Genomic DNA, 16,314 nt, shown 5'->3' with positions numbered 1-16,314 from the left:
TATTACTGGAAAACTGCCTTTCCAAAAATGAAAATATTCCCGGAAATTGAAATATTCCCGGAAATTGCTGGAAAAGCAGGAACCCCCATTTTTGAATAAAAAAATTGATGGAGAGGAGCGAAAAGTAAGTTCCTTTCCCCACTTTATTTTTGTGAATTTATCAGAAAATCCCAACACTGAGGGGAGGTTAAATGTCATTAAATGAATACAAACTAGGAACATCGTTCCCAGGAGTGATCGGGCGCACTTTTGACAAGTCTGAACCAGCCTGGCCAGAACCGGTGCGCGCCAAAGAAGGCGCTCCCAATATACTTTTCATTGTACTTGACGACACAGGATTTGGACAACTCGGGTGTTATGGCAGCCCTATACAAACACCTAACCTGGATAGCCTGGCTGCGGGAGGACTTGCTTACAACAACATGCATACAACTGCACTGTGTTCTCCTAGCCGCTCATGTATAATTACCGGCCGAAATCACCATTCGAACAATATGGCCTGCATCACTGAAGGCTCAACCGGTTATCCGGGTTATAGCGGTGATATACCTTTTGAGAACGGCTTTCTTTCAGAGATACTTCTGCAGCATGGTTACAGCACATATGCAATCGGCAAATGGCACCTGACACCTGCAGAACAGACATCATCAGCCGGACCGTATGACCGCTGGCCTCTGGGACGGGGCTTTGAGCGTTTCTATGGCTTTTTAGGAGGCGACACAAACCAGTATTACCCTGAGCTGATCTATGACAATCATTCAGTAGCTCCTCCAAAAACTCCCGAGGAAGGCTACACCTTGAATGAGGATATAGTAGACAGAGCCGTCCAGTTCATTGCCGACTCCAAGCAGATAGCACCCAACAAGCCCTTTTTCATGTACTTCTGCCCAGGAGCCATGCATGCACCTCATCATGTTCCTAAAGAATGGGTAGACAAATACAAAGGCAAATTCGATGACGGTTGGGACGTTTACCGGGAGAAAACATTAGCCCGACAGAAAGAACTGGGCATTTCCCCAAAAGACACCGAGCTATCTCGCCATGATCCGGATGTCAAGCCCTGGGACCAGTGCTCTCCAGAGGAGAAAAAAGTATATTCCCGTATGATGGAGGTCTTTGCCGGGTTCCTGGAGCATACCGACTACCACATTGGCAGGTTGTTACAGTTCCTCAAAGATATTGGTGAATTTGAAAACACGTTGATTATGGTGATTTCCGATAACGGAGCAAGCTCAGAAGGCGGGCCTACGGGATCGACTAACGAGATGAGGTTTTTCAATAATGTGTCTGAATCTGTGGAGGAAAATCTCGCAGCTCTGGATAAACTCGGGGGTCCTGAGACTTTCAACCATTATGCCTGGGGCTGGACCTTTGCTGGAAACACACCCTTCCGCCGCTGGAAACGTGAAACCTACCGTGGCGGTGTCAGCGACCCATTTATAGTCCACTGGCCCAAAGGAATAAAAGCCAGAGGCGAAATCAGAACTCAGTATGCCCACATTATCGATATGGTTCCTACGGTTCTGGACTGCCTTGGAATTGAACCTCCGACTGCTATCAAAGGTGTAACCCAATCACCTATTGAAGGCGTAAGCTTTGCACATACTCTGGACAATGCCAGTGCACCTACCAGGCACCGCACCCAGTATTTCGAGATGATGGGGCACCGCTCCCTGTATCACGAAGGCTGGCGTGCCGTATGTCCGTGGCCTGGTCCTTCGTTCACAGAATCAGGAAAATTCTTCGGGGCACCGATCACGGCAGATGTGTTGACCGAGCTGGATGCAAAAGGCTGGGAGCTTTATCACGTAGAGAAGGATTGGGCAGAGAACTATAATGTGGCTGCAGATAATCGATCCATACTGATAGCGATGATTTCCGCCTGGTATGCAGAAGCCGGAAAATATAATGTGCTACCCATAGATTCTCGAGGAGTCATGCGCTTTGCCGATGAAAGGCCGCAGATTACAGCCGATCGGACTAACTACGTTTATTATCCTGGAACTCAGCCGATTCCTGCAAACGCAGCAGTCAGGGTTCTCAACCGCCCGCATAGTATCATAGCTGACGTCGAAATCCCTGCAGGAGGTGCGGAAGGGGTCTTGCTCTCTCAAGGTGATATTGAGGCTGGCTATATATTCTATGTAAAAGACGGAAAGCTGCACTGGGTACACAACTACGTGACCAAGGCCTTCTATCATGTAGAGTCCGTTGAGAATGTTCCAGAAGGTCGACATCAACTCGGTTTCGAGTTCAAGGTGACAGGTAAGCCAGATCCTGCTAAAGGCAAAGGTGCACCGGGAATAGCTCAACTCTATATAGATGGAAAGCTGGTCGGCCAAATTGAGGTACCTGTGACGACTCCGCTTTCATGGGGGATAACCGGGTTAAGCTGCGGCGCAGCTCATGGAGCGCCAGTTGTGCCTGAATACCAGCCGCCTTTTGAGTTTACCGGCAAGTTATATCGCGTGGCCGTGGATGTAAGCGGGGAGCTGATCGAGGATAAGGAAGCTGAAGTGCGTATGGTCATGGCACGGCAGTAAAAGTATTGATTTGAGGAAGTATTGATTTGAGGAGTCCTGTATGAGTTCGATTGTACCAAATGATGAAGCATTGCGCGCCCTGGTATCTAATCCAGATGAGGGCAAAGTCGTTATGCTGAACCTGCTAAAATTCAAGGGTAAAGAAGGAACCAGGGCATACGATCACTACATGGAAAACGTCTCAAAGATACTTGAAGCACGTAAAAGCACATGTGGACCGTGAACAGGGCCTGGAGCGTACCGTTTTGTATGCGACGTCGCCAATGGGAGGGGTGGAACGGTTCTCTGAGTAAAAAGTCGTCTGTGGCTAGATTTTTTAGCATTCTGGAGGGATTCGAAATAAAGAACGGTCTTGTTTAGGGTAAATACTCCCTTTCCGGGACGGCTTCTATAGACTCTTTCTGGTTGAATGCCAATGTGGAATAGTTGTGAGCCTATTTGGGGTGATAGAGGAAATTCAGAAGGCTTATTTGTATTTTCCTGCGGGATGAACAGGAATGCTTCCAATTTACAGATAGTTAGATGTATCGGATGGACAGGATATGGAAACCGGTGGTAATATTCAGAAATCGCGGGTATCGGACCGATCACCGGGCGGTTCAAGTGCAAAAGAATTCCCCATAGACCGAACGTCCTTCCGGTAATTTTTGTATTTGCTTTAATTATCATAATTCCCAGGATAATGGGTGCAGGAGCTGAAGGCAGAGAGAATAAAATGGTTATCTGAAAGGGCAGGAAAGTACTCTGGAGCAGGATAGATGAAAGAGCCGATAAATCCTGTTTATGTCTTCATACCGGTTTATCCAAAGTGACTGTTTTTTTGACCGTATAGTTTCGAATGATAGGCGAGTTTGGTCTATAAAGGGGAAGGTAAGAAGGGCATTCCTGATGATTTTGTGGAATCGACAGATCCAAAGCTCGGGGGATATAAGTGGTCTATATTGAACGGACGCTGTCAACAAGCATAGTTCTCTTGAGGCTGGTCATTATTCTGTTAGTTATGATCGGGACCATAATAATCAGCCGCTCAATTTTGAAGCGCTGGATCTGGCCGATAATCAAAAAAAAAGAAACAAAAACTGCAGATAAGATTTTCCTCCTTTTAGAAAGTATCCTGTTGAGCATCATCATTCTGCAGGGTACACAAGCCGCAGTAAGGCTGTTCAGTAAATATTTCAGTTTCTATGCAGAACTTATAGATAATTTCTTTTTCCTTCTCTACTGGGGTATAGGAACGTACATTGTTCTTAGCTTGATTTCCATCGTTTCAGATTGGTACTTATCCAGGGTGCCCCTGAAGGATAGGGAAGAAATAGACTATAGAGCAATTCGTTCCTTACAATATACTTCTCAACTGGTTTTCAGTTTTCTTGCCGTAATCATACTTCTTGATCGGTTTGGGATCACAACAGCTGTGTTTCATCAATCACTTACTGCTCTCGGTATCGGAGGCATTATAATTGGCCTTGCAGCCCAGAATACGCTTGCTGACATCATTACCGGAATTGCAATATCCATAGATCGCCCCTTCAGGGCCGGAGACCGTATACTAATAGAAAAGCTCGGTACCTGGGGGGACGTGATAGAGATAAGCTGGCGGTCAACTCGTATTCTTACCAGGGATAACCGTGAGGTGGCAATTCCCAATTCTGTAATCGGAAAGGAACTCATCACGAATTATTCCATACCCGACAGGATATTTCGTATTGAGACCTTTGTCACTGTATCCTACGGCCCTGATATCGAATATGTGCGAGATCTGATTCTTGAGTCTCTGGCGCACGAAGACTGGATCATGCATGATAAACCAATACAGGCACTCTTATTCGATTTTACAGAATTCGGGGTGAAGTTCAAAGTCAGATGCTGGATAGAAAACTTCGTAGAAACCAGAGTTTCGGAGGACCGGCTCAACACGGCAATTTACAAAGCCCTGACAAATGAAGGTATCGTGGTACCGTCTTTACATAATGTAATTCATTTTGCTGACCGGGAAAATGAGTCAATATTTCCCAGAGGATAAGGAGGGTTTCAAGAAAGATAATTCCGCTTCAATGAACTCTATAAACTCTATATAAGAAACCAGATAAAATTGGATAATATGTATAATATAATATATAACAAATAACAATATATTATTACAATTATCGGACTGTGAACTCCGGGGGTAGAGATCGCAGTTCAATAAGGAATAGGAAGGGCCAATAAATAAAAAATCATCAGGTACAAACCTGGAATATCATTTTTCAGTCACAAAAAAATTAGCTCCAGGCTACCTGCCGCAAAAAGTCTGTGGACCTGAAGCACACTAGATCTGAAACACACTAGATCTGAAGCATACCGGATCTGAAGCATACCGGATCTGAAGCATACCGGATCTGAAGCATACCGGATCTGAAGCATACCGGATCTGAAGCATACCGGATCTGAAGCACGCTACTCCAGAATACTCCAGAATGGTCTGTTGAAAAATAGCTACAAAAATTTTTGGTAAACAAGGATCCATGCTGCTATTTTTGGTAAGCAAAAATCTGTGTTGCCAGCTGATGAGGCGACTTATTTTGGCTCCTTCCGCATTGTCACAGCTTTCCGGTTGAAAATTTCAAAATGCTAGTTACAGGAAAGTTCTGTCTTGACCGGCGAGCTGGTACGATAAACCGAGAATAAATCAACCGAGAATAAATCAACCAAAAAAAATCAGAAAGTAGAAAAGGAGTTTGAGTAATGGCAACTTTGACAGTTCTGAAGTTTGAAACCGCTCAGGGTGCAGAAAATGTACTTGAAGTGATCGAGGGTTTAAGCAAGAAACAAATGATTAACCTGTACGATGCAGCCATAGTCACCTGGCCTGAGGGAAAAAAGAAGCCAAAAACAAAGCATTTGACTGATTTAACCGGTGCAGGTACGTTGAGCGGTGCTTTTTGGGGAATGCTATTTGGCCTGCTCTTCTTTGTTCCTATATTTGGCATGGTTGTTGGAGCCACGTTGGGCGCACTGACCGGTTCCATGACCCATATGGGTATTGATGAAGATTTCATAAAGTCGGTCCGCAGCAAAGTAACCGAAGGTACATCAGCCCTCTTTTTGATGACAAGTGGTGCCGTGGAGGATAGGGTAATCGAAGCCATGAAACAGTTCAAGTTTGAAATCATTGCTACCAACCTGTCCAAAGAAGAAGAAGACAAGCTTCGGGAAGCCTTTGGCGAAGAATAAAACTCCAGTGGATAAATCAAGAAACCGTGCAGAAGGTCTATGATAACCTTGATTTCCAGCGCGGGGTACAGGCCTATCTTAACAGTATCCAGATCGCATCGATGTATGGGATGCGTAAGGGGATTCTCGAGTTCGGTCCGACTAACACGACGGCGCTTCTGTTCGAAACCCTTATGGACTCAAAGGCATTGTGGCTGACACCGAATACGACATCAGTCTATATGGTTTCATGGCTTGGTATGACTGCAAAAATTTGCAGGATGCACGGAAAGGCGAACTTGCCTAAACACAAAATAGCAAGAAAATATGTAGACAGAAAAGAGTGATACAATGTCATTAAAAGAATACAAACCAGGAACATCGTTCCCTGGCGTGATTGGCCGGACAGTATCCGAATCCTCCTCAGCCTGGCCCGAACCTACGCGCGCCAGAGCCGATGCTCCCAACGTTATCTTCTTTGTGTTGGACGACGTGGGCTACGGCCAGATGTCGGCCTTTGGCGGGCTGGTAAACACACCCAATATAGAACGACTGGCCAAAAACGGCCTGCGTTACACCAATATGCACACCACGGCACTGTGCTCACCCACGCGCTCGTGCATCCTGACCGGCAGAAACCATCACTCCAACGGCGTGGCCGCTATTATGGAGACAGCCACCGGTTTTCCAGGTTATGACGGGCGTATGCCCTTTGAAAACGGCATGCTGCCAGAAATGCTACTGGCACACGGTTACAATACCTTCTGCACCGGCAAGTGGCACCTTTCACCTGCCGAGGAAAGCACCCCTGCAGGCCCCTTCCACCGCTGGCCGCTGGGCCGGGGCTTTGAACGTTTTTACGGTTTCCTTGGCGGCGAGACCAACCAGTGGTTCCCTGATTTAACTTACGATAACCACTCGGTACCCCAGCCCGGGTCCCTGGAGGAAGGCTACCATCTGGATAAAGACCTGGCCGACCATGCCATCCAGTTTATTCTGGATGCCCACGTTAACGCGCCGGAAAAGCCCTTTTTTCTCTACCATGCCCCCGGCTGTGCCCACGCACCTCATCAGGTGAGCAAGGAGTGGAGCGATAAGTATAAAGGTAAATTTGATATGGGCTGGGATAAATACCGCGAGATCGTTTTCGCCCGCCAGAAAGAGCTTGGCATATTTCCTCCCGACGCAGAACTATCACCCCACGACCCCGACGTACCCGAATGGGACAGCCTGAGTGATGAGCAAAAGATGCTCTATTCCCGCTTTATGGAAGTCTTTGCCGGGTTCCTGGAGCATTGCGACTATCAATTAGGGCGTATCCTGAAGGCACTGGAAGATATCGGCGAACTGGACAACACCTTAATTATGCTCATTCCCGATAACGGAGCCAGCTCTGAGGGTGGGGTCAATGGTGCTTTCAATGAAATGAGCAGTTTTAATTACTATTATGAAAAACTAGAAGAGATCCTGCCAAGGATGGAGGAATTAGGCGGTCCCATGTCTTATAACCACTATCCATGGGGTTGGTCCTGGGCCGGCAATACTCCCTTCCGCCGCTGGAAAAAAGAGGTTTACAGGGGTGGAAGCACTGATAATTTAATTGTTTCCTGGCCCAGGGGAATCAAAGCCAGGGGGGAGAACCGCTTCCAGTATGCCCATGCCATAGATATGCTTCCTACTGTTCTGGACGCACTGGGTATTGAGCCGCCGGAGAGTATCCGGGGCGTGACCCAATCGCCCATCGAAGGGGTCAGTTTTGCCCACACCTTTGATGATGCCGAAGCGCCCACCAATCATTATACCCAGTACTTTGAAATGTTTGCCTGCCGGGCTATTGACCACGACGGTTGGCGAGCAGTGTGCGGTTTTCCTGGCCCTAGCTATACCGAGGGAGCCGAAAAGGGGCACAAATTCGGCGATGAAATCACGCCTGAAATTCTGGATGAACTGGATGCCAGCGGCTGGGAGTTATACCATATTGCAAAAGACCCTGCCGAATGTCATAACCTGGCCGACCGGTATCCGGCAAAACTGAAGGAAATGATTGCACGCTGGTATGTGGAAGCCGGCAAATACCAGGTCCTGCCGCTTGACGGCACCGTTATGCAACGGCTTGTCGCAGAAAGACCACGTCTCTCCAAAACTCAAAACCACTATACCTTCTACCCTAACCTGTCGGTGGTGCCAATTGGGAATACACCGATGCTGTTCAACCGGCCGCACAGCATCACTGCCGAGGTTGAAATTCCCACAGGCGGTGCAGAGGGAGTCCTGCTGGCACAGGGCGGAATCGCTGGAGGCTTTGTGTTTTACTTAAAGGGTGGGAAACTCCACTACATACACAACTACCTGGGGCTGGAAGAGCTGAAAGTTAGCTCCACAGTAGATGTTCCTGATGGAGCGGTCACACTACGCTACGAATTCGAACCTACCGGAAAGCCTGACCTACGTAACGGGCGTGGCGCTCCCGGACGCGGCCAGCTTTACATTGATGGTAAACTGGTCGGCAATACCGAGTTTCCGACAACTGTGCCAATTACGTTTGGCATAGAGGGATTGAGCTGTGGCTATGACTTCGGTGAAGTGGTATCCCACGAGTACCATGCCCCCTTTACCTTCACCGGTAAGATTCACCAGGTCACCGTAGACCTTTCCGGAGAATTAATAGAAGACGAAGAAGCCGAAGTGCAGATACTGATGGCCCGGCAATAACCTGTTGCACAACTGGAACTGAGGTCCTCACGGCTCCTGGGCTTCAGTTGGGATCTGGACAATATGCTTGATTACGACAACCTGGCGATCCATCCCTGATGTTCCGGTCCTATCCCAGGGGGAGGACCATTACGGACAAACAACTTCGAAGCAACTTTTCCAGAAATGCACCGTACTGGCTGCGCTGCGCAGGTGTGGTTAGCTGGCTCTTCCTGGGCATCGTGCTTGCCGCCAGTACAGTCCTCAACATCATTGCAACAGTGAGAAGTATCACCGTCCTGCTGCTCTTTGCGGGTAGTGATAGGAATTGCCTTTCGGCCACTGGTAGACATGCTGTAAGGAGGATTTCAGATGACAGAAAATACTGGCACACTTTACGAAATACTGATCATAGACCGAACCATAGAGCTCAAATCCAAACCGGAGAATCCCGGAGTAGGGAGGAGCTTCTAAATGACGCAACACAATCTACCTCCCAGAATCCATGTGCTGGCCAAGCCTACCGGGGCAATCTGCAACCTGGCTTGCTCCTACTGCTTCTTTTTGGACAAGGAACTGCTTTATCCCGGCAGCAGATTTCGCATGTCAGACGAAGTGCTGGAGAACTACATCCGGCAGCTTATCGAAGCTCACCGGATCCCGCAGGTGACTGTTGCCTGGCAGGGGGGGGAACCTACCCTGATGGGAATCGACTTTTATCGGCGCGCCATCGAACTGCAGGAAAAGTACAAAAAACCGGGAATGACGTTTGAAAATACGATGCAGACCAACGGCACGCTTTTGAACGATGAATGGTGCCGGTTCTTTAAGGAAAACAACTTTCTCATCGGGATCAGCATCGATGGCCCCCGTGAACTGCACGACGCTTACCGGGTGGATAAAAAGGGGAATGGAAGCTTCGACCGGGTAATGGGGGGACTGCGCCTCCTGCAAAAACACGGCGTGGAATATAACGTCCTGACAACAGTAAACAGGGCCAATGCCGATCATCCGCTGGAAGTTTATCACTTCCTTCGGGATGAAGCAAAGACAGACTGGATTCAGTTTATTCCGGTTGTAGAGAGGATCAATGAGGGGGGTCATACCCTTTACCAGAAGGGAGACAAGGTCTCGGACCGTTCGGTGAAACCAGAACAGTTTGGAAGTTTCCTGAGCCGCATTTTCGACGAGTGGGTAAGAAATGATGTGGGGAGGGTATTCGTGCAGACCTTTGAGGCTTCTGCGCGCAGATGGCTGGGTCTGCCTTCTGGAATGTGTGTTTTTGAGGAAACATGCGGCATAGGGCTTGCTCTGGAGCATAATGGGGACCTCTACTCATGCGACCATTTTGTGGAGCCGGACTACCTTCTGGGCAATATCATGGAAAAAGAGATCGTAGAGCTTGCCACTTCGGAAAAACAGTACAGGTTCGGGCAGGACAAACGCGAAACTCTCCCGCAGGCATGCCGGGAATGTGAGGTACTCTTCGCCTGCCAGGGAGAATGCCCTAAAAACCGCTTCCTGACAACCAGAGACGGGGAACAGGGACTGAACTACCTCTGTGAAGGCTGGAAAGCTTTCTTCCGGCACATAGACTTTCCGATGCAGATCATGGCGGGCCTGATACGCAGGGGCTATCCGGCACCAGAGGTGATGCGGGTCCTGGCTCTGGAAGATGCTTTTGCAAGGGCCGGACGAAACGACCCCTGTCCCTGCGGCAGCGGGCTCAAGTTCAAACGCTGTCACGGTCTCAAGAAAAACGGACCTGAAAGGAAGGACCGGAAGCAGATAAAACACAGGGCTCAACTTAAGTCTTGACCTGTTGTGCGATTTTGAAAAAAGTAAAGTGGGGAGTAGAGAAGAAAAATCCATATTTTGTTTTATCCAGCATCTGAAAGCTGCTTGAAAGTGCTAATTCAAAATATCAACCAATAAAACAACCAATAAAACAACCAATAAAGCAAGCAATAACCATAGGGGGTTAAGAATGGCAGAAAAGAAACCGAATATACTGGTCATCTGGGGAGATGACATTGGCCTTAGCAACCTCAGTTGCTACAGCGACGGCTTGATGGGCTACAGAACACCAAACATTGACCGGATCGCTAACGAAGGTATAAGGTTTACAGACTCTTATGGAGAGCAGAGCTGCACAGCCGGCAGGGCATCTTTTATCACGGGGCAGAGCGCCTTCCGAACCGGGATGAGCAAGGTAGGCATGCCTGGGGCTAAGGTGGGAATCAGGTCAGAGGATCCAACAATAGCCGAACTGCTGAAACCACTGGGTTATGCTACGGGCCAGTTTGGAAAGAACCATCTTGGCGACCGGGATGAACACCTGCCCACAAACCACGGTTTTGACGAGTTCTACGGCAACCTCTATCACCTTAATGCTGAGGAAGAACCGGAAAACCGCGACTATCCACCGAAAGAGGACTTTCCCAATTTCCGGAAAAACTATGGTCCAAGGGGTGTAATTCACAGCTACGCCGACGGCCGCATAGAGGACACAGGCCCGCTGACCAGGAAACGCATGGAGACCATAGATCTGGAGTTTCTCGAAGCGGCTACCGATTTTATCAAACATCAGCATGAGACCGGCAAGCCTTTCTTCGTCTGGTTCAACACCACCTGGATGCACTTCAGAGTCCATGTTCCTGACAGGATAAGAGGACAGTCGGGACGCTGGCAGTCGGAGTACCACGATGCTATGATCGAGCACGACCGGCATGTGGGATTGCTTCTGAATTTGCTGGACGAACTTGGAATTACAGAAAACACAATTGTCATCTACAGCACGGACAACGGCCCCCATATGAATACCTGGCCCGATGCAGCCATGACTCCGTTCCGCAACGAGAAAAACTCCTGCTGGGAAGGAGCTTTCCGTGTTCCTGAGTTAGTGCGCTGGCCTGGCGAGATCCCGGCAGGCACAATTTCTAACGAAATAGTAAGCCACCTTGACTGGCTGCCCACTTTGCTTGCAGCAGCCGGAGAGCCGGATATTAAGGAAAAGCTCAAAAACAGTCACAAGGCAGGAGACAAAACTTTCAAGGTGCAGCTTGATGGCTATAACCTTCTTCCCTACCTGACCGGAAAAGAGAAGAAATCCCCCCGGATTGGGTTCTTTTACTTCTCCGACGACGGAGACCTGGTAGCTCTAAGGTACGACAACTGGAAAATGGTCTTTATGGAGCAGCGCGCTATCGGTACATTACAGGTCTGGGCTGAACCTTTCGTCTCTCTACGCATACCAAAAATATTCAACCTGCGTACCGATCCTTATGAAAGGGCTGATCAGACCTCAAACACCTACTACGATTGGATGCTGGACCACGCCTTCCTGCTGGTGCCTGCCCAGGGTGTAGTGGGAGAATTTCTGGCAACGTTTAAAGAGTTTCCTCCGCGCCAGAAAGCAGCAAGTTTTACCGTCGATCAGGTGATGGATAAGCTTTTACAGGGAATCGGAAGCACTTGAAGCTGAAGTCCTCTGTCTGGAATATTCTACTCCTTCAAGGTGATGCTCAGTAATATGAGTAAACTGTTCTTATATGGAACATGAGTAAACTGTTCTTATATGGAACATGAGTAAACTGTTCTTATATGGAACCAAAAACAAATTTTCAGGATGAAATTCAAACTGGATAGTGCCTATCCGAATTCCTGGAAGGCCCCATCATTTGAGCCTTGTTACGGTCTCTGCATAGACGGACTGGGTTATTAGTCAAGGGGAACGTTGCTGCTTTGCAGGTACTCGACCAGCGGCCCGGTGATGGGACGCAGGACCTGTGGATTGATGCAATTAGTTATTAGCGGAGCCTGTACAGGACTCTGGACAGTCAATCGCATCGCAGGCGTCCAGACGGTAAAGTCAGAGGAATTGACAATGTCCGAAATTCTTACGTTATGGAATGAAACATCAGCTAAGAAAACAATCATTGATTACGTAAACTCCATCACAAATCCTGAAAGCGCTAATTTTGTGCCAGAGACCGAGCGAATTGCCATCCTAGACAACGATGGAACCATGTGGGTTGAGAAGCCAGTCTATGTTCAGGTTTTCTTTATCATAGACCGGCTGAAACAGATGGCAGAGGCAGACCCTACGCTCCTGAGCCAGCCACACTTTAAGGCAGCGGCAATGGGTGACTTTACCTACTTTTCCAGGCTTGATCCCCACGCTGGCGGCGATGTTAAAAAGCTGATGAAGATCGTCTTTGATTCTCACGCCGGCATGTCTCAGGACGATTTCATGCTTATGGCAAAAGAGTTCCTTGATACTGCCAAACATCCCCGTTTTGGCATGCTGTACAGGGACCTGACATATAAGCCGATGGTTGAGCTTGTGCACTACCTTGGCGATAACGGCGTTAAGGTCTTCCTGGCGTCCGGCGGTGGCATGAGTTTTATACGTACGGTCTCGGAGGAGATCTATAAGATCCCCAGGGAGCGGGTTATCGGCAGCAACGTTGCATTTGAAACCCGGATGACTGATGAAGGGCCAGTGGTTTTCCGCAGGAGAGGTCTGGTCGATCCCATCGACGACGGAGCAGGCAAGCCGGTCAATATCGAGCTGCATATAGGCCGCAAGCCCATCCTGGCCGCCGGCAATTCGGATGGGGATCTGCATATGCTGTGGCTGGCACAGAAAAGTGGTTATCGCTCTCTATCGTTGCTGCTCCGCCATGATGATGCAGAGCGCGAGTACGCCTACAACGGGGGAAGCGAGAAGGCGCTGCAGATGGCAAAGGAACGTGGCTGGATCATGGTCAGCATGAAGGATGATTGGAAAGCCGTCTTCAAGGACTGAGTCGAAGGATGCCCTTCAAGAAGACATATAAGTAAAACCAAAGGGAAACAAATAATGAGCCCTCTGAGCTTTCGGAATGATGCATTCACCGGCTGAGCATGCGGTAACAGACATCAGGCGGGACCTTAAAAACTTCCCTAAGATCAAGCCCTGCTGGCGGATCGTTCCTACACTGTGCTTTACCTGGTTGACTGGAGATAAATGACATTGAGGAACTGGAGCTGAACCTGGTGGGGCTTACAGTTGTCGTGCCGGGGGTTAACTTCCTGAGTGTAATCTTTAAACCCTCGGAAACAAACCTGGCTGTCTATGGAATAGGTTATTCTTTACCCATCGCAGCCCTTGCTTACTTTATTAAGGTACGTTCATACGTAAAGGATGGTCAGAGAGGAAATCTGAAAGACAATAGCGAAGCGGATTCCACAAACAGCAAATAAAGCTGGCTATCAAACGAAAAGGGAGATTGAAACTGGATTCATTGATTATCCCACTTCTCTTCTTTGCTGCTTGCTCTTCCCATTCAATACTGTATTAAATTATCGGGAACTTTTCATCGGATTTCCCCGGAAAATCCAGAGATTTTCTATAAGAAGAAGGAGGGTTCTTTCTGCCCAGGAACCTGGATCTTTTATTGTCGAATCGAATTGGAGAAGACAAAGATGAACGCATTACGAAAACCCTGGCCTACTTCACTGGTAATATTTACAATCTGGGTGATTATCGTAGTGGGAGTAGGGTTGTTGCAGGTTGAGGGGCAGCCCACGCAACTTGAGAAATTGATTAAAAGCCGGATCGCCTTAGGGGTGCTGGTTGCAGTGATCTTTTTGCCCGGGGTTATTACCTATTTGAAATGGTGGACTCAGGTCGGGTTGAAAAACCCGGATAATTTACAGGATTTGCGTTTGTTGTTGCCACCGGCCCTGGCACTTCTAATCCTGCTGCTGATTTTTCTATCTACAGGCCTGCCGCCAACCCGGATGCTTATGCTTGTGATCATCAATACCCTGATGGTAGGCATCAGCGAGGAGTTGATGTTTCGGGGTATATTGTTCCACGGGGCTTCGTCATCATTCGGGACCTGGCGGGCAGTGTGGATCACAGCGATTCTTTTCGGTTCGGTCCATATATTAAACGGCTTAATCACCGGAGACTTCAGAGCGAGCGAAGTTCAGGCTCTTTTTGCAGGTATGTTTGGGGTCTGGACAGCGGTTTTGCGGGCCCGCCTCGATACGATTATTCCTTTAATCGTCATCCATTGGCTATGGGATTGCCTGATATTTCTGACAGGCTCGTCCGGTGGGGTTGTTTTTTCCCTTGCTCTGGTACTATTCATTTACGGTCTCTGGTTATTGCGAAAATACCGGCACGGCAAAGTCAACCTGCAGGGGAATCGGTTTCAATTTGATCAGCGATAACTCTTCAGCAGGTTTTCCAGAAAAATCCAGACTTTTTCAATCGAGGGGATAAAGATCCTTTCTGCCGGAGAATGAGGCTCTTTGATAGTTGGCCCAAGAGAGATCATCTCCATGCTTTCACATTTCGAGCCAATTACCCCACATTCTAGCCCGGCGTGCACGACCTCAATCTCAGGCTCTTTTTCGAAGGTCCAGAGGTAAACCTGCCTGCATTTCGAAAGCAGCACTGATTCAAGGTCAGGCTCCCAGGCAGGGTACCCGGCTTCGTGTTCGACCCTGGCTCCGGCGAGCTTTGCCACAGCTTCCACTTTCCCGGAAATTTCAACCAGCCTGGACATGACAGAACTGCGCTGGCTTGAGAGGATATTTATCCCGGTTTCCCCGGTCCGCACGATTGCAAGGTTATTTGAAGTCTCCACAAGTCCCGGGATCCTGTCCGATAGCCTGTAGACCCCGTGGGGAAATCCGAGGAGCAGCTCGAGAAGCCTCTCTTCCGTCCCTGCCGAAAAGACCCGATCTGAAGGCACTTCTTTTCTGGTGACTTTACCTTCGGAGGTCTCAAAGAGAATCCTGTTCTCAACTTCTTTAAGATCAAGGACAATTTCAGGATCTGATTTTGCATATTCTTCCCTGAGTGTTTGCAGAAACCCGGAAACAAAATCTTCTGCCTGCCACCCTTTACTCCTGTTCAGTGCAATAAACGCCTCTGCACGGTTTGGAATCGCATTGTGGACACTGCCACCACTTAAAAAGACAAGCCTGAGGTTTTCTGCTCCGATTTTCTCCCTCAAGCCTGCCAGCAACCTGGCGAGCAACTGGATTCCATTTGCCCTCTGCCTGTGTATCTCGACCCCCGAATGTCCTCCTTCAAGTCCCTCAACCGAGAGCCTAAAGAGCCCGAAGCCACCTTTTTTCCCATAGTCAAAAAGCTCCCAATCTACAGGCAGGGTAACCCGCGTATTCTTTCCCCCTGCACACCCGACGATAAATACTCCTTCATCTTCCGAATCCAGATTCAGCAGAATTCTGCCTTCAAAGAAACCTTTTTCAAGTCCGTTTGCTCCTGTCAGCCCGGTTTCCTCATCAACCGTAAAGAGCAGTTCAAGAGGTGGGTGCCCGATTTCTCCTTTTTTTCCAGCTTCTGCCAGCACGAGCCCGATTGCAAGTGCAATCCCGTTGTCCGCTCCGATTGAGGTCCCATCTCCCCTCAACCAGTCCCCGTCATACACACATCTGATAGGGTCCCTGGAAAAGTCATGGCTGGAGCCCTTACTCTTCTCGCAGACCATGTCCATGTGCCCCTGCAGCACAAAAACAGGAGAATTCTCATACCCGGAAGTAGCCGGGACCTTGATGAGGACATTGTTTACTGAATCGGTTTTTGCCTCAAAGCCGCTGGTTCCTGCCCATTCCTGAAGCCAGAGGGCAAGCCTTTCTTCATGTTTCGAACAGCGCGGGATTTTATTGATTTCCTCGAAAATTTCAAGGATTTGCCGGGTTTTTGGGTGCATGGTGAATCAGCTCAGGTCTTTTGTGAGGATCAGCGGGGATATTAGCGGCGATATTAGCGGCACTAAAACCAGCCGCAAGCCAATGATCAAGGCACTTATCAGGAAGTCAAATTTCAATCATTCGTAAATCATTCGTAAATCATTCGTAAATC

Annotated in this window: 15 protein-coding genes; 12 read left to right on the top strand and 3 right to left on the bottom strand. The window is 48.6% G+C overall.

The annotated features are described in order from the left end of the window. The first annotated feature begins 191 nt into the window (after window positions 1–191). From MSWHS_RS06910 to MSWHS_RS06885, 6 genes are all read left to right on the top strand, one after another. The gene (locus MSWHS_RS06910) at window positions 192–2,543 is read left to right on the top strand and encodes an arylsulfatase (protein ID WP_048127120.1); all 2,352 of its coding nucleotides are present in this window, start codon (window positions 192–194) and stop codon (window positions 2,541–2,543) included. Between the two features lie 40 nt (window positions 2,544–2,583). Continuing rightward, entirely contained in the window at window positions 2,584–2,766 is a 183-nt protein-coding gene (locus MSWHS_RS06905; protein ID WP_048158881.1) for a hypothetical protein, read from the top strand. A 708-nt stretch (window positions 2,767–3,474) separates the two neighbouring features. Beyond that, window positions 3,475–4,566 (top strand): mechanosensitive ion channel family protein, encoded by a 1,092-nt coding sequence (locus MSWHS_RS06900; protein ID WP_048127118.1) that lies wholly within the window; start codon window positions 3,475–3,477, stop codon window positions 4,564–4,566. A gap of 701 nt (window positions 4,567–5,267) precedes the next feature. Further along, window positions 5,268–5,756 (top strand): DUF1269 domain-containing protein, encoded by a 489-nt coding sequence (locus tag MSWHS_RS06895; RefSeq protein WP_048127112.1) that lies wholly within the window; start codon window positions 5,268–5,270, stop codon window positions 5,754–5,756. Window positions 5,757–5,782: 26 nt separating this feature from the next. Then, a complete protein-coding gene (locus tag MSWHS_RS06890) occupies window positions 5,783–6,082 on the top strand; it encodes a hypothetical protein (protein ID WP_048127105.1) in 300 nt (99 codons plus the stop codon). 4 nt (window positions 6,083–6,086) lie between these two features. After that, a complete protein-coding gene (locus tag MSWHS_RS06885) occupies window positions 6,087–8,447 on the top strand; it encodes an arylsulfatase (protein ID WP_048158880.1) in 2,361 nt (786 codons plus the stop codon). A 71-nt stretch (window positions 8,448–8,518) separates the two neighbouring features. On the opposite strand, the gene MSWHS_RS06880 is transcribed toward MSWHS_RS06885, so the two are convergent. Continuing rightward, window positions 8,519–8,779, bottom strand: a complete 261-nt coding sequence (locus tag MSWHS_RS06880; RefSeq protein WP_048127102.1) for a hypothetical protein — start codon at window positions 8,777–8,779, stop codon at window positions 8,519–8,521. A 121-nt stretch (window positions 8,780–8,900) separates the two neighbouring features. Between MSWHS_RS06880 and MSWHS_RS06875 the strand changes: the two genes are divergently transcribed. Then, window positions 8,901–10,244: an anaerobic sulfatase maturase gene (locus MSWHS_RS06875; RefSeq protein WP_048158879.1), complete on the top strand. Its 1,344-nt coding sequence runs from the start codon at window positions 8,901–8,903 to the stop codon at window positions 10,242–10,244. A gap of 169 nt (window positions 10,245–10,413) precedes the next feature. Then, window positions 10,414–11,904 (top strand): arylsulfatase, encoded by a 1,491-nt coding sequence (locus MSWHS_RS06870; RefSeq protein ID WP_048127098.1) that lies wholly within the window; start codon window positions 10,414–10,416, stop codon window positions 11,902–11,904. A gap of 242 nt (window positions 11,905–12,146) precedes the next feature. Here the strand turns inward: MSWHS_RS06870 and MSWHS_RS21945 are convergent, their stop codons facing one another. Beyond that, window positions 12,147–12,275 carry a hypothetical protein gene (locus tag MSWHS_RS21945; protein WP_255350489.1) on the bottom strand — a complete coding sequence of 43 codons (129 nt, stop codon included), beginning with the start codon at window positions 12,273–12,275 and terminating at the stop codon, window positions 12,147–12,149. Window positions 12,276–12,312: 37 nt separating this feature from the next. On the opposite strand from MSWHS_RS21945, the gene MSWHS_RS06865 reads away from it, so the two are divergent. The 4 genes from MSWHS_RS06865 to MSWHS_RS06855 all read left to right on the top strand — a co-directional run bounded on the left by MSWHS_RS06865 (window position 12,313) and on the right by MSWHS_RS06855 (window position 14,651). Then, window positions 12,313–13,236 (top strand): HAD family phosphatase, encoded by a 924-nt coding sequence (locus MSWHS_RS06865; protein WP_082088047.1) that lies wholly within the window; start codon window positions 12,313–12,315, stop codon window positions 13,234–13,236. Window positions 13,237–13,312: 76 nt separating this feature from the next. After that, entirely contained in the window at window positions 13,313–13,441 is a 129-nt protein-coding gene (locus MSWHS_RS21940) for a hypothetical protein (RefSeq protein WP_255353721.1), read from the top strand. Between the two features lie 25 nt (window positions 13,442–13,466). Then, a complete protein-coding gene (locus tag MSWHS_RS06860; RefSeq protein WP_052722634.1) occupies window positions 13,467–13,673 on the top strand; it encodes a hypothetical protein in 207 nt (68 codons plus the stop codon). A 222-nt stretch (window positions 13,674–13,895) separates the two neighbouring features. Then, a complete protein-coding gene (locus MSWHS_RS06855; RefSeq protein ID WP_048159574.1) occupies window positions 13,896–14,651 on the top strand; it encodes a CPBP family intramembrane glutamic endopeptidase in 756 nt (251 codons plus the stop codon). On the opposite strand, the gene pepD is transcribed toward MSWHS_RS06855, so the two are convergent. Next, window positions 14,642–16,162 carry a beta-Ala-His dipeptidase gene (pepD, locus tag MSWHS_RS06850; RefSeq protein ID WP_048158878.1) on the bottom strand — a complete coding sequence of 507 codons (1,521 nt, stop codon included), beginning with the start codon at window positions 16,160–16,162 and terminating at the stop codon, window positions 14,642–14,644. The two genes, MSWHS_RS06855 and pepD, sit on opposite strands and share 10 nt — an antisense overlap. Window positions 16,163–16,314 lie beyond the last annotated feature (152 nt).

It is taken from the genome of Methanosarcina sp. WWM596 (assembly GCF_000969965.1).
Classification (GTDB): Archaea; Halobacteriota; Methanosarcinia; order Methanosarcinales; family Methanosarcinaceae; genus Methanosarcina.
Note: the sequence above shows the minus strand (reverse complement) of the source record. Positions and strands in the feature narration are given on the sequence as shown.